The organism is Paenibacillus sp. 4624, assembly GCF_050435065.1.
GTDB classification, from domain to species: Bacteria; Bacillota; Bacilli; order Paenibacillales; family Paenibacillaceae; genus Paenibacillus; species Paenibacillus amylolyticus_D.
Genome location: NZ_JBNDJR010000001.1, coordinates 237,082 through 258,116, shown reverse-complemented (window position 1 = coordinate 258,116; position 21,035 = coordinate 237,082). Strand labels below are relative to the sequence as shown.

The window sequence follows — 21,035 nt, the reverse complement described above, 5'->3', positions numbered from 1 at the left end:
CTACATCCGCCCATCGGTTAACCATTGTTTGAGCTGCTTGAGCTGGTCACGTTCACCAGCAACAACGATCGTTGCTCCACTGGTAAAAACGTACTCTGGCCCCGGATTAAATTGCTTTTCCTTCTCCTTGTCAACTGCCGCCAGAATCGCGACACCAGTCACCTGCCGGATGTTCATCTCTCCAATGGTCTTCCCGATGCAAGCAGCGTGAGGTTCAATGCGAAGCCATTCAATCAGCAGCCCTTCCAGCATGACCTCACGGTCGTTCTGGAACTGCGGTTTATATGTCATACCGCCGACAATAGCTGCTACAGCTCTTGCTTCATCATCATCAAGCGTCACCAATGAGACCATATCGCCAAGCTCTTCCGCTTGATCTCCGGATTCCATATGAAACAAATCACGCCGCTCATCGTTATGAACCACAATGACTAGGTGCTCTCCGCTACGGGTGTGTAGCCAATATTTACGTCCAATGCCGGGCAGATCCGTTTCTTTAAAGTGCATGATTCGCACCTCCCCGAGACAAACCTTGCAGCGTATTTCCACTCGGCTCATCCAAATGCTCCGGTTGTTGCTCCTGCTCTATGTTCTGCTGCGAAGCCCATCCGATGCTTGCTATTCGTATTCTCATGGAACCCGAAGGCGTAGAGATGGCTCGCATTTCTCCTTTTTCCCCAAGCAGCAGTTGACGTCCCACAGGCGAAAGGAATGAAATCAGTCCCTCATCCGGATTTGCTTCCTCTGGCATAACCACGGTTAAAGTGTCACATGTATGAAAATCAACGTATTCCAGTTCAATCTGACTACCGATCAGCACAACGGAATTTAACAGCTCATCCGGACCAGCAAGTAATTGCTCTATTCGGTCTGTATAGGCTGTCAATTGTTTATCCAGCTGTATGCGCTCGGGATTACGCACGTCAAAATAAGCGTCAAGAAAAGTTCTTTTCTCTTCGCCCAAGGTCAACAGCTGACTCACCAGCATTTCTCTGCAATTGTCAAGTGGAGTCCTACGGTTCATAGTAGATCTCACCTCCTATGCACGCCTTGTTCTCCACATTGATTCGCTTGTTGTTACTCTTCATCATCCTGTTGTCCTCCTTCTTATAATAAAAGGGCCCGAATTACGAGCCCCTCTTACCATCTTACCAAAATGAAATTATTAATCCAATCAATTCCGCTAACTTGGGTTTTAATTCTATACTTTGGGTATATTATCCAACGTCTCACGATATTCTTTACATTTAATGATAGATCTATAGAACATTTTAATTGCCTCATAAAAAACATTTTATGGATTTTTGTCTCGTATTTTTATTTCCTTTCCTGTATATTTAACTACAAACTTTTATGCAATTTATACAAATAGGTATCTAGAGACTTTAACACGATAAAGGAGTGCATTGAAAAAGTGTCCACGATTACTAAAGAAAGTTCAACGTCATCTCAAGCTACTACTGCAGCAGCATATGTTCATTCCGTCTATGAGTCAGTTATCGCGAGAAACCCGAACGAGAATGAATTTCATCAGGCTGTTAAGGAAATCCTGGATTCACTGATCCCCGTCATCGAAGCACATCCCAAATACAGAAACCACAGTCTGCTAGAGCAACTTGTTGAGCCAGAACGGGTCATCACGTTCCGTGTGCCTTGGGTCGATGATCAGGGTAAAGTTCAGGTGAATCGCGGTTTCCGTGTACAATTCAACAGCGCGATTGGCCCCTACAAAGGCGGACTTCGTTTCCACCCATCCGTATACTCGGGCATTATCAAGTTTTTGGGCTTTGAACAAATTTTCAAAAATGCACTGACTGGCCTGCCAATCGGCGGCGGTAAGGGCGGGTCTGACTTTGATCCAAAAGGAAAATCGGATCAGGAAGTGATGCGTTTCACGCAAAGCTTCATGACAGAGCTGTACAAATACATCGGTCCGGACGCAGACGTACCTGCGGGTGACATTGGTGTGGGCGCTCGGGAAATTGGTTATATGTTTGGTCAGTACAAACGCATTCGTGGCGGTCATGAAGCAGGTGTACTGACAGGCAAAGGTCTGTTGTACGGAGGAAGTCTCGCACGTAAAGAAGCAACGGGTTATGGCTGCGTATACTTTGTTAATGAAATGCTTGCCTCCAAAGGACTTAGCTTCAAGGACAGCACCGTTGTTGTCTCCGGTTCCGGCAATGTATCCATCTATGCCATCGAGAAGGCCCAAGAGCTTGGTGCTCGCGTTGTGGCTTGCAGTGACTCTGGCGGTTACATACATGATCCGCAAGGCATTAATCTGGATACGGTAAAACGCCTGAAAGAGGTTGAGCGTCTGCGGATCAGCGAATACGTCAAAGAACACCCGCATGCGACGTATACCGAAGGTTTCGAGGGCATCTGGTCTATCCCTTGTGATATCGCACTGCCGTGTGCAACGCAAAACGAAATCGACGAGCAAGCAGCGACCCTTCTGGTTCAAGGCGGTGTCAAAGCCATTGGTGAAGGCGCGAATATGCCGTCCACACTGGCTGCCATTGATGTATTCCTTGGCGCTAACGTGCTGTTTGGCCCTGCAAAAGCTGCGAACGCCGGCGGTGTAGCCGTGTCCGCTCTTGAAATGTCACAGAACAGCATGCGGTTGTCCTGGACATTTGAAGAAGTCGATGCCAAACTGCATGACATTATGAAAAATATTTATAAAAGCTGCGTAGAAGCGGCTGAAGAATACGGCTGCGAAGGCAACTTGCTTGCTGGAGCAAACATTGCTGGTTTCCTCAAAGTAGCGGATTCGATGATTGCCCAAGGCGTCGTGTAATTCTTTTTTTACCGCATTTTTAATGGTTCATACAAAAGAAGCCTTACCTTCTCATGCAATGGTCGTTTAGCGGCCATGCAGAGAAGAGGCTTCTTTTTTTATCGTGCAATATACTCAACTATTGGAGGTTTCGATCCCTTGATAAGCTCTAGACATGAACACATCTACTTCATCTTCATCATCCACCGTAAAGCCAAATCGTTCGTATAAACGCTTCGCCGGACTTCCTTTCAACACGTTTAACGTCACACGTCTACCCTTGACTGATTCCTGTTCGAGCAACATGTTAAGCACCTTTGTACCTAGTTTCCTGCCCTGATAGTCCTGATCAATGTAGAAGTGCTCCAGCAAAAACTCTCCATCTGCCGGTTTTAATGACACACATCCAATTAAAGCACCTTCCAGCTCCAACACTTGTGTATGTTCCGGCTGGAACGTATTTCGGAAACGCTCCCTCACGCGAATCTCATCATAACGCCCCAAACGCGTCAAATCATCATACAGCACCAAGGCTCGTAAATTGGCCAGTTGCTCCCGATCTTCCTGGGTAGCTTGACGTATCTTGAATTCATCCATGTTCTGCTAGCTCCATTCTTGGTCCGTCCATATGTTCTCTTATTCATCATACTCTTTTCACATTTTAACATAATGCACTTCTTTGTATGTTTATTTGAACCAGGCATATATAGAGGGTATCCATTTCATTGAAGTGACTTCCTTACAATGGTAAAGTGAACATGACATGATTTTATCGTTACATTTGAGATCAGCAGGTTCTTATTATGATAAGGAAGTGTGTATGTTGTCTAACCATTCTTTAAACCACATTGAACGTCCTCATCTGCAAGCAGACTGCGAGCAGTGTTACGGATTATGTTGTGTGGCCCTGCCTTATGGCAAATCCTCGGACTTTGCTTTTGACAAGTCCAGCGGTACACCTTGCCCCAATCTGCAGGAGGACTATCGATGTGGTATCCACACCCAGCTTCGACAGAAGGGTTTCAAAGGTTGCACCGTGTATGATTGTTTTGGTGCAGGTCAGAAGCTATCACAAGTGACGTATGCGGACAGAAGCTGGCGTAACCATCCCGAAACGGCCCGTGAAATGTATGATTGCCTGCCTGTACTGCGTCAAATTCATGAGTTGATCAGTTATATGAGAGAGGTTATGATGCGGCCCGATACGTCTTCGCTGCATGCCTCACTTGAAAAAGTCTATCCAGATGTAGCGCGTTTGAGTGATCTGGAACCGGCAGCTCTGCTGCAGTTGGACATCACGAGCCATCGAGCAACTGTGAATACACTACTAATTCAGGCTAGTGAAATCGTACGTAACAGTGCCCCAGCATCTACAAAAGCAAAAGGAAAGCCCAAAGGCAAGAAACGCAGTGGCATGGATTTTCTGGGGGCTAATCTGCAAGGAGCAGACCTGAGAGGCGCAAGCTTCCGGGGCGCACTTATGATTGCAGCGAACCTGCGTAACGCCGATGCACGAAACGCCGATTGGATTGGTGCAGACTTGCGGGATACAGAGCTAGGCGGAGCCGATCTCCGCGGTGCTATCTTCTTGACGCAGGCTCAGCTGAACGCGGCCATGGGAAGCACGGATACCTTGCTCCCCAGTCATTTGAACAAACCCTCTCATTGGCGCTAAAGGTGCGCAATGTAAATAGCTCGTCCTTCCACCGAAGGACGAGCTATTTTTCCAAGACTACTTACCGAACTAACTAAGATTACAGCAGATCACGACGGAGATCCGCAGCGGATTTTGGAGAAAGGTGACCCAGCGGAATATCAAATACCGTCTTCGCGCCTTTGTGTCCTTCCTTACTCAAACGCTGTGCTGCACGGGCATATGCCACAAGTACACTCGCGGTAAACTCCGGATTGCTGTCCAGCTTCAGACCGAATTCGATAATTTGTTTCTGCCCGTTACCTGTAATTCCGCTGCGAATTACGAAACCGCCATGTGGCATACCTGCATGCTCGGATTTCAGTTCTTCTTCACTGATGAAGGTAACTGTCGTATCGTAGTCCGAGAAATAGTTAGGCATATTCACAATCGTTTCACGAATCTCATCTTGGTTCGCACCCTCTTCTGCCACAACATAACACTGACGCAGATGTTTCTCGCGTGTCGACAGTTCCGGTGTCTCGCCTGAACGAATGCGATCAATCACTTCTTCTACAGGAACCGTATACTGAACACCAGCTTTCACGCCGGGTACACGACGAATGGCATCGGAGTGACCCTGACTAACTCCTTTGCCCCAGAACGTATACTCTTTCCCTTCCGGCAAAATAGATTGTGCCAGCAGACGATTCATCGAGAACAAGCCCGGATCCCAGCCTGTTGAGATCACACTTACATGCCCACCTTGCTCAGCCGCCGCATTCACCGCTTCATAGAACTCCGGAATCTTCGCGTGGGTATCGAAGCTATCTACCGTATTAAACAGCTTGGCGATGACAGGTGTCTGCTCCGGCAAATCGGTTGCAGACCCCCCACACAAAATCATGACATCGATTTTGCCTATGTACTGCTCAGCCGCAGAGATATGCTCAAAGCGAACTTCTGTACCTTCAGCCACCATTTGCTCTGGATTACGACGTGTAAATACGGCAATCAGCTCCAGATCATCATTCTGTGCAATTGCTTTCTCAACACCTTTACCCAAGTTACCGTAACCTACGATACCAACTTTAATCATATTTAATCCTCTCCCTGTCTGAATCTTTTTGTCTATAAGTCTATCTAAGGATATAACATACCATGTAACTTGTCAGGTTTCCAGATGCAAATCAAAAATACCTTGCAGAGGGACAGCTTTAACGCTGTACTGCCACAAGGTATGGGTAAATAAACAATTTCATGTATAAAGATTCTATTTTATCAAAGAAAGCTTTGACATTCAGGCGGCAACTTTTTACGATTCGGACCAGGTTAACGTGAGTTCAACGACACCTTCCTGACTCGACAGTGCTCCACCGATCAAAGACCAATGTTGCTTCGTGTCCGGTTCAGTCCCTTGAATAACAATATTTTTTTCATCAATCAGCTGTCCTGAGTCTGCCAGTTTCTTGTCTGTAAAATAATCTTTGTACAGCTTCGATACCGTCTTCATGCCCTGTTCCGTGGTGAAGATCATCATGGCTGACTTCTTCCCTTCATCCTCTCCGGAAGTCGCTGTAGTAATTTTTGCATCGTCTGGTAATGGGAAATCTTTAGGCAAGTACTCCGGCATGCCTTCCGCCGTACTACTTTCACCTTTACTTGCAGATGTTTCCGAAGTTGCCGGCGTGGATGAGGCTTCTGTATCTGTATTTGTCGCAGCTTCGTTTGTATTTTCTGTGACAGCTGGCTTGGAGGTTCCAGATGTTGCCTCGCTATTTACCTTCTCAGATTCACCTTTGGGCTGGTCAGCAGCACTGCTGCACGCACTTAATGCCACCATCATAGCCAGCGCAGCGCAGGCCAGCAAATATTTTTTCTTTTTCGCCATTAAAATCACTCCTTTTAGTTGTTTTATGTTGTCATTCTTCAAAATCACATTCGTACTTCAGAAGAACGCTTATATGCAACTTGCACATCCCTCCTTCGTTTAGTCGAACTCCCTTGTCTGCTGAATAACGTGTACGTTTCTACGGTATGTCAATCCAGATGACCGACAACGATAACACCGTCAAGGATAACAGGCAGCTTATTGCAAGGATCGATAGGAATCGGGTGATGACTTTGAGCTTTTTCATACAACCCTCCTCCTTCTATATACAGGTTGTTTACGCTTGAACTGCTTGAACTATTTCATATTTTTCACACGGGATAGTCCCATGCTTTTATTCTCCGCTCTGTATCAATGAATCATCAACTTATAATATATGTATGCTTCAATCGTACCCAAGAAATGGCGGGATTGAAACAATCCGGAGTCCAGTCCTTTCCCCTACCAAAGTCCAGTTCCTCTCCCCTACCTCTGAGGCACAGTATGACGTAAAAAACCGCCTGCATCCCTTTTTCGGGATACAAACGGTTGTCAGGTTCTGCTTGCTTGCTAAGTGTGTGTTCTCACAGTTTCAGCTTCACGCCTACCGGGCAATGATCACTGCCCATGACATGACAGTCGATATAGGCTTCGGCTACACTTGGTGCAAGCTGATTAGACACGAGAAAATAATCAATGCGCCAGCCCACGTTCCGCTCTCTAACCTTAGGCATATACGACCACCAGCTGTACACATCGGTTTGATCTGGATGCAAATGACGGAAACTGTCCACATATCCTGATGCAAGCAGATCGGTCATCTTGCCGCGCTCCTCATCCGTAAATCCGGAATTGCCCATGTTCGGCTTCGGGTTTTTCAAGTCAATCTCTTGATGAGCCACGTTCAGATCCCCACAGATGATTACAGGCTTCGTCTGCTCCAATTGCAGGACATAGGAACGGAATCGGTCTTCCCACTCCAGACGGTAAGGCAGCCGGGTCAGATCACGTTTGGCATTAGGTGTATATACATTAATCAGATAAAAGGCATCATACTCCAGCGTAATCATCCGGCCTTCCGGCTCACTGTCCTCTTCCATACCGTAATACACAGACAATGGCTTGATGCGGCTGAATACAGCCGTACCGGAGTATCCTTTTTTGATCGCATAGTTCCAATACTGATAGACGTCTTCGCCCAAATCCATCTCGATCTGTCCAGCCTGTAATTTCGTCTCCTGAAGACAGAAAATATCGGCCTCGCTTTGTTGATAATAATCGATAAATCCTTTATTCACACACGCTCGAAGTCCATTCACATTCCAGGACACCAGCTTCATATTCTCATCCCCTCACATCTCTCCAATATAACATGAGCCTAATTCACGGGACAAGACATCACATGTTGGATACGAGGACTGAGATGGGAAATGAACATGTAGATGAGGTTGAAGAAGGAACACATGGGCTAGTTGTCACTCTGTAGCTTCGAGAAAAGAGCGAGATCGACGTATCTGCCCTTCTCAAACTCATGCTGCCGCAGCAGACCTTCCTGCTGGAAACCAAGCTTGTACAGTAAACGAATGGACGCCTCGTTCCCCGGGTCCACCTTCGCTTCAATTTTGTTTAATTGCATCTGGTTGAATCCGAATTCCAGCACAGCACGCGCAACTTCTGTCATCACACCTTTGCCCCAGCATGATGAAAGCAGATCATAACCGATCTCTGCGCGATGATGTCCCTCTTCATACCCCAGATATCCGCACGTTCCAATGACTCGATGAGACTGTTTATCTTCGATCATCCAGCGTAAACCCGTTTGTTCCTTGAAAATCTTCCTGTACCAGCTCATTTCGTCAAGGGCATCCTGTTCGGATTCGAAGGGATCGAGAGGCATATATTCGACAACCGTCTCATCTGAGTACAGTGCCAGTAGATCTCCACTGTCACGATCTGTTGCTGCACGGAGCACAAATCGCTCTGTTTCTATTTGCGGAAACGTGTCAAATTCAAATAATATATTCATACGTATTCTCCTTTACATGCGAAATTTCTTCCATTTATCGGACTCAAGAATTCGTGATGCGTGGAAGAATCCAAGATATGACCCAAACAGATAAGACAGGAATGCCAGGTCAATTGAAGCAGCCGCACTAACTTGTTCTCCGTAATAAGGAACATGACCTGCTAGTTCACGGAGAACCGGCTTTACTTTATCAAAAGCTTCCATCGATCCAGAAGTGAAAATGGTCGCATGAGATCCACCGATCTGGGTAGGGGCAGCCGCTATTGCTCCATCTATATATGCAGCACCATGGGTGTTTGCCCAGATTTCCTGCTTTTGGGCCTGTTCAGGGCTTCCTGTAGTAAGTTGGATGAGCACTCGTCCCGACAAGGCCGCATGTACGTCTTCTACATCCAGTACTTCATATGAAGTCTTGTAATCAGACACACAGATAATCGATATTTGACTAGCACGAATCGCTTCAGCTGCCGTAGATGTGAGTACTGCTCCTTTTTCAACAATGGAATCTGCTCTTGTCGCTGTGCGATTCCATATTGGCTGATGAGTGCGGAGTATCACGCCGAACCATGATTCGAGATTTTGGGGAATTAAGCGAGCTGGACATCCCCCTTTATTCCGAAGTTGGTCCTCATGGTGGTTATCGTGTTTTACGAGAAAAGGTGCTCCCACCCATCAGTTTTTCCGAGCATGAAGCTATGGCTTTGTTTTTTGCCGCTCAATCTTTACAGAACTATAAATCCCTTCCTTTTAACAATGAAGTACAAAGTGCGTTACGCAAATTTTTTCATTATTTATCTAGTGACCTTAAACGTAAAATTGAATGCATGCAACAAAGACTCACCTTCTGGGTACCCCCGCATGAACTCGATGTTCCTTACTTGAAGGATCTATTGGAGGCGGCTTTAGAACAGAGAATCATACAGATTTGCTATGAAGCAAGCGCAGCGCAGGAACGATTGATTCAACCTCTTGGGCTGTATACGATGAATGGTTTATGGTATTGCAGGGCCTATTGTTTCCGTGCAGTGGATTATCGTGTATTTCGTATTGACCGGATTAGCGTACTGCAACGTGAAGTGGATCAAAGCCAAAAAGTAGACCTGACTGGAGAGAACATACAAGGATGGATCATGAGAAATGATGAGGAAACTCCACTGGAGCTTAAGGTGTTACTGTCACCAGAAGGCGTCCGAAGATGTCAATCTGATGTGTGGTTATCGCAGTACATAAAGGTTAACGAAGATGGCTCAGGAACAATCCACGCTCAGATGGCCACGAGTTATACTCCATGGGTGGTCAGTTTCTTTCTCAGCCTGGGAACCGATGCCCATGTGACACATCCTCCTCAGGTTCGTGACCAGATTCGCACCAAGTTACAAGCCATGACTGCACAGTATGGGGATTAGTTGTCCAATCCCGCAATTGCTATTCCAGTAAATCCTCTCAAATGAAAAACAGCCTGCTATAAGCAAGCTGTTCCTCATTCATCATGCTATTACCGGGGAGATCATATTCTAGTTCACCTTAACTAAACTCCATTGCTGATTCGCTCCTCCGTTATCTTCCCACTGGATGGTGGACGCTCCTGCGTTCATCGATCCTTGGTTGATATCTACGGTTAGGCCGCTGTTACGATTCGCCAAAACGACATATCCGCCTACATCAATCGGCAGCCACTGCTGGTTATAACCTCCGTTAGCCTGCCACTGAATCAGCGATGCTCCGCCCTGTGTGGAACCGGAATTGACATCAAGCAACAGTCCGCTGCCAACGTTCCGAATGTTGTAATACCCGTTACCTGCAGGCTCCAGCTTCCATTGCTGATTGGCCGCTCCGTTATCACTCCATTGAATAATGGTCGCTCCTCCGGCTGATGAAGCACCATTCACATCCAATACAAGGCCGCTGTTACGGTTAACAAGCTTGTAAATAGCCCCTGCTTCATACCCTGTGCTGCCACTGTAGGATGCGCCAGAGATCACATAAGTGGTTACCGAATTCGCTTTAGCCGTCGTTGTAAACTTTTTGTTTTGAACTGATATGTTCGTAAGCTGTTGTAATTTCTCCGTTCCCGAAGTGCGGTACACTTGTACGGACGAGCCTACACTTGAGAAGCGGCTCAAATCATAGGTTACCGAAGTATCGGTAGATTCCGAGTTTGTCGTAACCAATACCACTTTGCCGGAGGTTGCATCATACGCCGCAAGTGTATTCGCATCACTCATGCCGATGATTTTATAACCCGGACGAATAAATTTGCTGTAATTTCCCATGACATAGTATTTCTGATTTACGGTATAACTGGTCGTTTTCGTATTGTTCAGCACGTTTTTGAAAAATCCCCAGCCTTCCGCACTATCTACGGCCTGCCAGTACACCCAAGCCGTAGCGCCCATGTTACGCATATCCTTCAGAATGATACGTGACATGGTAAGACCACTTGCATCCCCATCTCCATATTCGGATGTCCATAGATGTTTGCCTGCAGATGCTGCCGTATTACGCAGTGCCGTTCGGTTGCTGCCATTATACGTATGTGTATTAATCTGGCTGATTGCTGACTGGACGGCATTACTGTAGCTTTTATAGGAGGTGTTGGCATCATCCAGATTGTTTTCTTCCGGTGCACTCAGCTTGGTGGTTAGTCCTTTGGCAATCAAAGATGCCTGAACCTGACTTAGAATCGAATTCTGCTCAGCAAGGCCGAAGTGCATGCCTTCCTGATCATTCCCTTGCTTCCACCAATTCGAGATGGGTTCATTCAGTGGGGTCACCGTATCAAATGTAATGCCCCAATGATCCCGGAAATGCTTCACAACCTCCGTCAAATAATCAGCAAAATCATCATAATAATCCGGCTTGAGGTTATTACCGCCATTCGCCGCACCCGAGACACTGCCACTGATCGTCATCCAGTAAGGTGCGGAGTTAGCAAAAGCTTCAATGATGTTGACCCCTTGTGCCTTGGCAGCTTGCAACATATAACGCTGATTTGCGTCGGCAGTCCAGTCGTATACGCCTGGAGTAGGTTGAAAACCAGGAACCGCTTTACGATATTCAAGGACATTGGATGAAGGATCATCCCCGCCTCCGATGTTATATCTCAGAATGTTCATGCCAATTCCTGTCGCAGGATTAAACATTTTCTCCACATATTCATCCCGATTTGAATATTCACCAACGACCTTGCCCCACCAAGCCAGCGATGTTCCCCAACCTTCCACCGTCTGATATTGTTTCGATGGATCAGCCACAGCCGTATAAGCTCCAGCAGCCGATACTTCGGACCCTGAACCCAAGCTTCCGACCAGCAGTGTTCCACTTAGCAGCACCGCACTCACTCGTTTCAACCACTTCATCTACTTCACTCCTTAGACATTTTTAGATAAGTCATTGGGTAAAAACATTCGGGTACAATCCATTACGATTAAAACCGAAATCGTCTGCTGAGTCTCGACACTTGCCAAGAGCTATGGAGTGATCTCCCGGAAAGTTGCATCGGATTTATCCAGAGCCGTGACAACAGATTGCAATCGTAACACTTGATCGTAGTGTCTCAGATACAGATTCGGATTGTTAAATAAGGTATACGAAGTCCAGCTTGCATTCGCCAGCCCTTTGACCCGTTTGAACGTCGCATCATTGCGGAACGCAGCACTGCCGTCATTTTTAACCAGCACGACATTACCATTATTATTGCGCAGGAAATAACCAGGATAATTCATCGCTTCAAACGAGATGCCCATCGCATTCGCCAGACCAGGAACGATACGAAACTCAGCATCTTCTACCGGACTCACGCTGGCATCAATCCGAGCTTGATAGTTGAAGTGGCGAATGAAACTACCCAGCACGTTAAACGATTCCAGCTTACGAATATACCCCGGCTGACCGGACTCTTTCAGCACCGTCATATGGCGAACCATACCGGATAAACCCGCGATTTCCTGTTTGCCACTCCAGCTCTGAAAGTGGTCCCCCGAGTCGCTGTAATAATATTTGTGATCTGCATACCCATCAAAATAAATTCGCCAGGAACCGTTATCCAGTTGGATCAATGCCGGCCCTTCTACCCCGGAACCCCAGCCGGCCCAATTACCTGTGCCTTTAAACGTGTATGGCCCTTTCAGCGAGTTGGACGTGGCATATTCAATGTATTTGGTCGTTTCGTTCTTCGTAAACGCGTGATAGGTCGATCCTGTCTTTACTACAAAGGTGTCAATATAGTTGGGAGCAAGTCCTGTAAGCACCGCAGGTGCAGACCACGGTGTGGATGCCATATTGCTTCCGGATGCGGTGATGACATGTGGCTTGAAGTTCTGATAATTGCCAGGAGAGAGGGATACGATGATGCTCACACTGCCGCTCGTGTCTTTGAACCATTCCGGTGCCCAGGCATGGGCGATCGGGGTTGTGGTAGACAGCGTAATGTTGCGGACAAACGTCCAGTTCATCTTGTCAGGGCTGGACGCGATGCCAATCGTATTGCCTGACCAGTTTGTGGTGTACACCACATAGTACAAACCATCCGTGTGCTTCATGATGCTGGGATCGCGAATCAAGTCCGCCGCAGGTGGGGTATACGCTGGACCTTTCAGCAAACCGTAATGTTTCGCGTTATATGACTCATAGATATACATGTTGGACTCGCTTGTGTTCGTAAAGGCCGTCATCGTATACACACTGGTTGTTGCTTTCACCGTATTCGGGAATGTGACCGTGAATATCATCAACAATCCTAACGTGAGTAGGAGTACAGCCCTATGTCTGCCCCATCGCTGTGCCCTGCCTTTCCTTTTGCTTAACATGAACCCAACTCCTTATCTTGCATAAGATCATATTGGACTGCCTTCTGACTGAACGAAGTGTGTGCTTAAACATACTTCCTCTTGCCAAGAAGCACCTTACGGTATCTGCTCCCGTCCCATTTACATGAAACATCACCCCCTTTACAGATATATCCGCCTTATGTATACGCTTACAAAACGTGACATTGGTCTCTCTCTTGAACATAGAGATGAAGCGCTGCTACTTTTCTTTCTTTATGAATTCGTATAAATCCCCTCATTCTCCTATAAAACCAGTTTGAAACAAGAGTCGCTATCTATACCAAACTCTCCTCAATGATTCAGGTCTATATAAGAATGAGGGGAAATTTCCTACGGTCTAAGGCTATTGCTAACTCCTAGGGTTATCGCTATCTAATGTTATTTATACTTGCTCTATTACATACATCTTAGATGCAATGGCTTTTAATAGACTTCTAATTTTTAATTCTATTCTTGCTTCTATATTTCACTTTTATTTTTTCTTTTATCTCTACAAGCTATTTTAAGTTGCTGTTTTTAGTTGCTATTTCTGTTTCCCCACTGTGATCCACGGATATCGTGACATCTCGTCCAGCAGCAATCGTACCCGTTCCGGTGTTCTGCCTTCTTCATCAAAAATGAGCAGTTCATTCTCTTCCTTCAGCCAGGCAAAAGGAATTTTGTAATCCTCCTGTGGTCCAATCTGCCAGTATCGACCCAGATGATGGCCATTCACATGGATCGATCCCTTGCTCATGCCCGTCAAGCGAAGCATCAGGTTTACTTTGTGATGTCCGGCTGTGACAGGTTTGGCAAAACGCCAACGATACCATACCGGCTGACCGTATGAAGCGCCCGGTGAAGTCACTCCTGGTGTATCCTCTGTGAGATCATATGACTCCCATGACGCAGGAAGTAGCGCATCCGTACCAGCCATTCGCCAATCCTGAAGCTCACCCTCATGCAGATAAGTAATCAGCTCAAGCCGAGTGAGTGGTGACCGACTATATGGCATCTCAAGCGTATTTGCAACTCCAGGCTTAACGTAGCTGGATAGCTCCAGCGTCTGGAACGCAAACCAGTCCTGATAAGCAGGCATCGGAATTTCAATGCCGTTAATACGCAAACCTTTGCTCAAGGCCCCCACAAGCACTGCCCGATCCATACCATCCAGCGTAAAGCTGCGACGGAGCACCGTTCCTCCTTGAATCGAGTTGACTTCGTCCAAATGAATAGTACCTGTACCTGTACCTGTACCTGTACCTGTACCTGTACCTGTACCTGTACCTGTTCCTGTACCTGTACCTGTTCCTGTTCCTCCTTCTTTCCCTGTCTCTGACTCCATATGCCAATTCCGGCGAATATCCTGTACTTGCCCACCAAGGTACACCGGTCCAGCCACACCTTTACGTTCCCCAAGATACGGTGAAAAGTTCAGTCGGCCCATATGCTGTACAAGCATTTGCAAGTTATTCTGCCCCTGAATTATCTGAACGGGAACAACTGCAGCACCGACCTGACGCACAAGTGCTTGCTCGGCACCGTTTACAATAATTCTCGCAGTATCTTGTATTTTGGGCAGCACGAGATTCATCATTCCACCCACCGCACTGTCGAAATCACATTCATACAGCAGATAGCCAAAGTCCTGACCGTACTCCGAAAAATCCATCGGATACCCGCTCGCTGAACGTTGCTTTGCCGTTAATGTAACACGGGAGAAGTCAGGAGATTTAGACAACACCGGAGCCAGCGGCGCAGTGGAAACCACCCAAGCAGGCTGATCTTTAACTGCAATAGACGCCGATTCAGTCTGTGCCTTCACTTTTTGATTAAAAAACTCACGTCCAGTCTGTGTCCGTTCGCCATCTCGCCAGTCGCCCAGCAACATCATTGTACGCTCAGGATCAGAGACCATTCCCTGCACTTGACCGGACGCCGTGACATCCACATCGTCAAAACCGATGGCATAACGCAAGCTTTGGCCATCAGCCGTTTCCACACGCCATGTGCGGTTCATCGTGTCACGATCCAGGATGATGAAACGGATGGCGGTACCACTCGCTTCGAAACGCATCATGCCTGGCTCCTGAAAATGAAACATGTCAAAACGATATGCATTTCTCCCCGCATCCTCTTCAATTAGCACTTGCATCGTGCTTTCTTTCAGGAGAAAACCTCCTGCTATCGCATTCCCCTTTGTACCCAGTTCCAGCTCAATCACCGAGCGTTGTCCTCTGTCAGCTGTGATGAACAACGTCAGTTCTCCATTAATCATCTCATTACCAGTTATTAAAGCTCCTGCGGTAAGGTACACTTGTTCTGCAATTTGCACGCGATCAAGCAAAGGAACAATCTGTCCAGGATGAATCGATATCGGCAACGTACGGCCTTCCTCAAGCGTAACGTTCACCGTCTCACGCTCATCCTTGTGACTCTCCACGAACCAGATTTTTTCTTCCCCCGCCTTCCTCCCGCGCACAGAAATGCCGCCCGGGTGCCGAACCTGAATCTGTTCAGCAGCAATTTCCTCAGATTCCATCAGCAGTGATCCAAACGCACGCACAAAATAAGAGAGGGTTTTCGTCACTGCATATTTCGGCGTAACGCGTCCATATTCACTTAGCGGAGCATCGTAATCATACGATGTGATCATGAAAATATCGCTGTCACCCAGCGTTCTTCCACCATATCCGCCGAAATTAGTTCCCCCATAGAACATGTAATAACTGATCCCGCTATATCCTGCTCTCAGAATTTCCATGATTCTTCGATCCAGCAGAGATGCCGTCTTCTGGATTGCCGAAGGTCCTCCCCAATTTTCAAACCAGCCGGTCCAGAATTCAGTAACGATTTTCGGTGTGTCTGGCTGTTTCGTTCGTAAGTTGGCATAATGTCCATCCGCACCAGACCAGAAGTTCGCCCCCTCAATCGTTCCTTCCGCTCCGCCAACACAAGTAATAAGCGGGACGTCTATCCCACGTTCCAGTATCCCGTCCCTAAGCATTTTCATATGTGGGCTTGCGGCTTCATCATCCATCAGATAACCGTACTCATTTTCGACCTGGACGAGGATTACCGTACCTCCGGCAGACAACTGACGCTTGCGAATCAGCGGGATGATCTGATCAAAGTAAAGCTGCACATAATGAAGGTACGTTTCGTTATTTTCACGGAATTTTACGCCCTCCTTCATACCCAACCAGTATGGAAAGCCGCCGAAATCCCATTCCGCGCAGATAAACGGTCCTGGACGTGCAATAACCCACATGCCCAGCTCTGCACATAGATCGAGAAATGCACCGCAGTCGTTATCTCCTTCGAAGGACCATTGTCCCTCCTCCGGTTCGTGCACGTTCCATGCAAAATAGGTATCAATGCAGTTCATGCCTGCCAGCTTGGCCTTCATTAGTACATCACGCCATTCTTCCTTGGGCATACGGAAATAATGAATGGTCGCACTATTCAGGAAGATACGTTCACCGTTTAGATAAAAGCTGCGTGCATCATACGTCAGCTCCGTTTGAACATCATCCTTGCTGCTAAGTTTGTTATTCTCTTGTTCCTGAAACAAAAGGGATGTTGGTTCTATCAACGTAATTCCCTCCTTCTCTTTTTATGAATAAAGAACGCTCTCTATTGAACTGCGAATTTACACGGAGCACTCCGATGCCAGAATAACTTGCAGATCGCTGTTATTCTGTGCTATTACTCTGCAGATGGCATAACACCTTCAAGCACGACAGTAGTGATGGAGTTATCTGCGGTTGGCACTTCAATACCGTTGGCGTATACCGGGATATCCTCCAGCTTCTCCATATTGAGTTCCGGTGATGTCTGGTACACCTGGGCCGAGCCTGTTTTGGCAACATCCCAGCCAGTCAGGTCAAATGCTTTGTTTTCCGCTGACAGCTCATTCCGAATCACCAGTACAAGCCGCTGTGCCTTGGCATCATAAGCCGCAAGTGTTCTGCCTTCATCTGTCGGAATAATGACCGCACCTGGACGAATGTACTTCGTGAACTGGGCCATGCCGTAATATTGCTTGGTCAACTCGTATTGCTCATCACCGTTAAAATTCGCATGAATGAAGCCCCAGTTGTTGTTCGCTCCTTCGTCTTCAACAGCTTGCCAGTATACCCAGGCGGACGGTTGCATGATTTTGAGATCAAACATGATCCTGTCTGCCAGTTCCTGTACCGAGGTCATGTCCTCATGGTTGTGCGGCTCACTGCCGCCGGTACCATATTCGGACATCCAGAGCTTTTTGCCGAGTTTATCAGCCATTGCACGCAGTTCATCCATTTTGCTGCCGTTATAAGAATGGGTATTAATCTGTTGCACCGCATCAAGCGTGTCCTGGTCATACAAGCTGAAATTAAATACGGTCTCATCGATGCTGTTATCGTCCGCAGCACTGATTACCGTGCCATCCAGTCCTTTGTTTTGGAGCGAGGCGGCCGTTTTCTTAATAATTTCGGCCTGTTTCTCGGTACTGAAATGACTGCCCTCCTGCTGATTGCCCTTTTTCCACCAGTTGGCAGAAGGTTCATTCAGCGGATCAAGGGAACGAAATGTAATGCCCCACGTATCCCGATAATGCTTCACCACTTCAGTCAAATAGTCAGCGAACGCATCATACTGATCTTCACGCAGATTATTACCGGCATCCTCAGAACCAGTGACCGAACCACTAATTGTCATCCAATACGGAGGTGAGTTGGAGAAGGCCTCCGTGATGTTGACTCCGCGTTTGATCGCACCCTGCATGACGGAACGCTGACCCGCATCCGCTTCCCAGTCCCACTTGCCTGGCTCAGGCTGAAAACCTGGAACGTCACCGCCTGGACGAAGCGCGTTCATCTCTGGGTTCTCTTCGCCGCCAATATTGTAACGAACGATATTCAGTCCTAAACCTTTGGCAGGGTCAAATATCAGATCCATAACCTCATCCACCTTCGTTTGATCCTTCCAGCCGCCGAGATCATTCGCCCACCAAGCCAGTGAGGTACCCCAGCCTTCAAAATGATCATACGACTGCTCCAGCTTGAGATGCACCGGATCTTCCTGGAATACAAGTGTCTTGGGAGATGAATTCATATAATGATTGATAGCCATTCCTCCTACCGCCACCAAGGCAAGCAAAGCTGTACCTGCGAATACCAAACCTCGTCTGCCCCTGAAACGCTGTTCATGATGTGCCATCGTGACTCCTTCTTTCGTGATCCATTGATCTTCTAAGTTGATGTAGTTCCTTTTGTGAAATTGTTCTTGTTAGTTAAACTTTTTGAAACCGATTTCATGAAATGGGTTTCATTAGATCGAAAACTAAAACCCGTTCCACAGGATGAAAAGGGTCTCATTTACGCCCTCATTATATTTCACGCTTCAAAGAAATGTCAACGCTTTCTTTTTTTGAGAACCAGACCCACTACCGGGCGGCAGGTCCTGTACTTTGGCGGATAATCAGCCTAGGTTCCAATACATTCTGTTTCTTCGGTTTGCCTTGATTGATCAGCTCATGCAACACATCCACGGCCTGTTTGCCCAGTTGATACGTATTCTGGGATATCGTTGTCAGCTCAGGGATCACGGCACTCGCTAGCGGTGTATCATCAAAACCGATGATCGAAATATCTTTCGGGATCGACAAACCATACTCAATGGTCGATTTAATTGCACCAATCGCACTATTGTCGTTGACACAAATCACTGCTGTTGGCGGATTGTCCTGCTGCAGAAGTTTGGACATCTCCCGCTTGCCGTCGTCAATCGAGAAACCACCTAACAGCTGGCGTTCTTTCGGTATTTCAATCCCATGTTCACGTAATTTCTTCTGTACTGCTTTCACCTTAACCATCGTGGTAGATAACTCCTTCAATCCCCCGACAAAAGCAATCTCCCGATGCCCCAGCTCAAGTAGATGCTCTGCAGCCATAGCTGCTCCGGCTCCCTCATCTGTGTATACCCGGTGAAGTCCACTCTTGGCAATGTTACCGTTGACCAGCACAATGGGCATATGCCTGCTCATATCCATCAATTCCTGTGCCATATTATCCGGACAGACCTGCAAGTTAATACGTCCGCCGAGAAAGATAATTCCATCCACCCGTTTCTCCCGCAAAATGGAGAGATATTCGGACTCACGATTAGAGTCCCCCGCTGTGTTACATAAAAAGAACGTATACCCGAGTCCACGTGCTTCATTCTCTGCCCCCCAGAACACTTCTGGGAAAAAGGGGTTGGTGATATCCGGCAAGATGATAGCGATGGTTCCCGTCTCTTTCTTGATCAGACTGCGTGCCTGAGCGTTCGGTTGAAACTGATGTTTCTCGATAATCGACATGATCTTCTCTCGCGTGCTGGCACGAACCGGAGCCGTATCATTCAACACCCGGGAGACGGTCGATACAGATACATTTGCTTCTTTCGCAATATCATATATGGTGATCGATGTCATAGGGGGGAAACCTTCCTTTTTTCTCTATTTACCTGCTTATCATACCAGATAAGATATCACGAATGAAATGCATTTCATTCTATAAACTGCTTAGCGCGTGAAAATAAACAGCCTGCTGTCGGCATTCACCACTTGTGTGCCGTTGCTCAGTTGAACCAAAGGCATATCCCAATGGGTATGCCCGCTGAACACAAGCGTATCCGGCCCGGCCTCCAAGGCCTGCCTGATGAGCGGTTCACCCCTAAGCCCAAGCTCGGCGATGCCCGGGCTTTGGTGCAAAAGCAAGCAATCCGGCTGCTGCTTCAGCAGCTTGCGTACGGATTGCAGGTACGGCTCTGCCGGCAGCCGGTTCGGCTTGTCCGGCCTGCCGATGATGCCGCCAAGGCCCGCGATGCGCAGCTGGCCGAGCCTTGCGGCATGGGGCGCAAGGCCACCCGGTAGGGGGCCAGCGCTGATAATTGCAGCTGGGCCATCCATGCAATGGATGCCCTCGCTGCGGTGTAACCGATGAGCGTCTGCATCATCGGTTATATCGTGGTTGCCGTGGACGCCGGCAACCCAGCCGAAGGCTTCCCTGAAGGCAAGCCAGACGGGAACCGGATTGCCGCTCGCTCCTCTTTTCCCGCGCAGGGCATACATATCTCCACATAACAGCACACCTGTCTTATGCGGATCGAGCTCAGGCCATTCCACCTCCATCAGTAGGCGAATATAGGCAGGCAACATCTCACCCAAAAGCTTATCCGTGGCCCCCGTGTCAGAGGCGGCATCAGATTCCTTCTCCATTACAGGTACAATTCCCTGCAAATCTGAAGTGACAATCAGTGCATCGAGGCCGTCTGGCAAGCCAGCTAATGTGCCATGATAGATCGGCAGCTGAGCCTGAATGACCTCGCCGCCAGGAATCGCATTCCAATACGCATAATGTTCAATGGGATCATCATTTAGTCGCCGTATTTTCAAATTAGCTCTCCCCTTTCCTTATATATTATTTTACCTTCTAATCGGCAATTATGGTCCATATATTAAGTTGTAAGCGAATTCATTGGGAAACAAAGGAGTGTGACGACGCCATGATCATTCAAGTGAGTCCGCAGGCAGAAGCACGACTTATGGAGCAACTGGGCGAACGGCCCGGCTTTTTCAAATTGTTTTATGATACCGATGGTTGCGGCTGTGATGGAATTGCGGTACTTCTGATCTTAAATGAACGAGACAGTGATGACGTGCCTATTGAGGCAGGTTCGCTTCCGTTTGTGATTAATAAAGAGCAAAAAATTCACTTTGAACCCTGTTTACGTCTTCAAACCGAAAATAACTTCCCTTCCTTCCGTCTGAGCAGTGATTCGACGATTTACGGAAACAACGTAAAGGTACATGATCTCCGGGATGTAGCTAATGTAACGTCCGAATCTACGGAATGGTCTATTAAATAGTCAGTTTGCATTTATGAAGA

Annotated in this window: 18 protein-coding genes; 4 read left to right on the top strand and 14 right to left on the bottom strand. The window is 47.4% G+C overall.

The features are described 5' to 3' along the window. Together ABIE27_RS01140 and ABIE27_RS01135 are read right to left on the bottom strand one after the other, a co-directional pair. The gene (locus ABIE27_RS01140; RefSeq protein ID WP_192895045.1) at positions 1-507 is read right to left on the bottom strand and encodes a cation:proton antiporter regulatory subunit; all 507 of its coding nucleotides are present in this window, start codon (positions 505-507) and stop codon (positions 1-3) included. Further along, positions 497-1,024 (bottom strand): GreA/GreB family elongation factor, encoded by a 528-nt coding sequence (locus tag ABIE27_RS01135; protein ID WP_123062744.1) that lies wholly within the window; start codon positions 1,022-1,024, stop codon positions 497-499. The genes ABIE27_RS01140 and ABIE27_RS01135 overlap by 11 nt, the downstream gene beginning before the upstream one ends. A gap of 390 nt (positions 1,025-1,414) precedes the next feature. Between ABIE27_RS01135 and gdhA the strand changes: the two genes are divergently transcribed. Continuing rightward, the gene (gene gdhA, locus ABIE27_RS01130) at positions 1,415-2,803 is read left to right on the top strand and encodes an NADP-specific glutamate dehydrogenase (protein ID WP_192895046.1); all 1,389 of its coding nucleotides are present in this window, start codon (positions 1,415-1,417) and stop codon (positions 2,801-2,803) included. Positions 2,804-2,917: 114 nt separating this feature from the next. Here the strand turns inward: gdhA and ABIE27_RS01125 are convergent, their stop codons facing one another. Further along, entirely contained in the window at positions 2,918-3,379 is a 462-nt protein-coding gene (locus ABIE27_RS01125) for a GNAT family N-acetyltransferase (RefSeq protein WP_123062745.1), read from the bottom strand. Positions 3,380-3,602: 223 nt separating this feature from the next. On the opposite strand from ABIE27_RS01125, the gene ABIE27_RS01120 reads away from it, so the two are divergent. Further along, complete coding sequence (locus tag ABIE27_RS01120; protein ID WP_429349731.1) at positions 3,603-4,457, top strand: pentapeptide repeat-containing protein; 855 nt, start codon at positions 3,603-3,605, stop codon at positions 4,455-4,457. Between the two features lie 79 nt (positions 4,458-4,536). Here the strand turns inward: ABIE27_RS01120 and ABIE27_RS01115 are convergent, their stop codons facing one another. The 5 genes from ABIE27_RS01115 to ABIE27_RS01095 all read right to left on the bottom strand — a co-directional run bounded on the left by ABIE27_RS01115 (position 4,537) and on the right by ABIE27_RS01095 (position 8,869). Then, on the bottom strand, positions 4,537-5,514 hold the full coding sequence (locus ABIE27_RS01115) for a diaminopimelate dehydrogenase (RefSeq protein ID WP_123062747.1): 978 nt from the start codon (positions 5,512-5,514) through the stop codon (positions 4,537-4,539). Positions 5,515-5,730: 216 nt separating this feature from the next. Continuing rightward, positions 5,731-6,306, bottom strand: coding sequence for a hypothetical protein (locus tag ABIE27_RS01110; protein ID WP_429349730.1), 576 nt, complete (start codon positions 6,304-6,306; stop codon positions 5,731-5,733). A 563-nt stretch (positions 6,307-6,869) separates the two neighbouring features. Further along, complete coding sequence (locus tag ABIE27_RS01105) at positions 6,870-7,625, bottom strand: exodeoxyribonuclease III (protein WP_429349729.1); 756 nt, start codon at positions 7,623-7,625, stop codon at positions 6,870-6,872. Between the two features lie 128 nt (positions 7,626-7,753). Beyond that, on the bottom strand, positions 7,754-8,311 hold the full coding sequence (locus ABIE27_RS01100) for a GNAT family N-acetyltransferase (RefSeq protein WP_429349728.1): 558 nt from the start codon (positions 8,309-8,311) through the stop codon (positions 7,754-7,756). 12 nt (positions 8,312-8,323) lie between these two features. After that, complete coding sequence (locus ABIE27_RS01095) at positions 8,324-8,869, bottom strand: NAD(P)-binding domain-containing protein (protein ID WP_429349727.1); 546 nt, start codon at positions 8,867-8,869, stop codon at positions 8,324-8,326. Between the two features lie 8 nt (positions 8,870-8,877). Here ABIE27_RS01095 and ABIE27_RS01090 point away from each other — a divergent pair, with 8 nt between their 5' ends. Then, positions 8,878-9,717 carry a helix-turn-helix transcriptional regulator gene (locus ABIE27_RS01090; RefSeq protein ID WP_429349726.1) on the top strand — a complete coding sequence of 280 codons (840 nt, stop codon included), beginning with the start codon at positions 8,878-8,880 and terminating at the stop codon, positions 9,715-9,717. Between the two features lie 108 nt (positions 9,718-9,825). Here ABIE27_RS01090 and ABIE27_RS01085 read toward each other — a convergent pair whose 3' ends face one another. From ABIE27_RS01085 to ABIE27_RS01060, 6 genes are all read right to left on the bottom strand, one after another. Further along, positions 9,826-11,670, bottom strand: coding sequence for an RICIN domain-containing protein (locus tag ABIE27_RS01085; RefSeq protein WP_429349725.1), 1,845 nt, complete (start codon positions 11,668-11,670; stop codon positions 9,826-9,828). Between the two features lie 111 nt (positions 11,671-11,781). Continuing rightward, on the bottom strand, positions 11,782-13,119 hold the full coding sequence (locus ABIE27_RS01080) for an AbfB domain-containing protein (protein WP_429349724.1): 1,338 nt from the start codon (positions 13,117-13,119) through the stop codon (positions 11,782-11,784). 544 nt (positions 13,120-13,663) lie between these two features. After that, positions 13,664-16,714 (bottom strand): beta-galactosidase, encoded by a 3,051-nt coding sequence (locus tag ABIE27_RS01075; protein WP_429349723.1) that lies wholly within the window; start codon positions 16,712-16,714, stop codon positions 13,664-13,666. A gap of 113 nt (positions 16,715-16,827) precedes the next feature. Continuing rightward, positions 16,828-18,324, bottom strand: coding sequence for a glycoside hydrolase family 30 protein (locus ABIE27_RS01070; protein WP_429349722.1), 1,497 nt, complete (start codon positions 18,322-18,324; stop codon positions 16,828-16,830). 226 nt (positions 18,325-18,550) lie between these two features. Further along, a complete protein-coding gene (locus ABIE27_RS01065; RefSeq protein WP_123062756.1) occupies positions 18,551-19,579 on the bottom strand; it encodes a LacI family DNA-binding transcriptional regulator in 1,029 nt (342 codons plus the stop codon). A 90-nt stretch (positions 19,580-19,669) separates the two neighbouring features. Next, the gene (locus ABIE27_RS01060) at positions 19,670-20,542 is read right to left on the bottom strand and encodes a metallophosphoesterase family protein (protein ID WP_429349721.1); all 873 of its coding nucleotides are present in this window, start codon (positions 20,540-20,542) and stop codon (positions 19,670-19,672) included. A 110-nt stretch (positions 20,543-20,652) separates the two neighbouring features. Here ABIE27_RS01060 and ABIE27_RS01055 point away from each other — a divergent pair, with 110 nt between their 5' ends. After that, complete coding sequence (locus ABIE27_RS01055; protein ID WP_123062758.1) at positions 20,653-21,015, top strand: iron-sulfur cluster biosynthesis family protein; 363 nt, start codon at positions 20,653-20,655, stop codon at positions 21,013-21,015. Positions 21,016-21,035 lie beyond the last annotated feature (20 nt).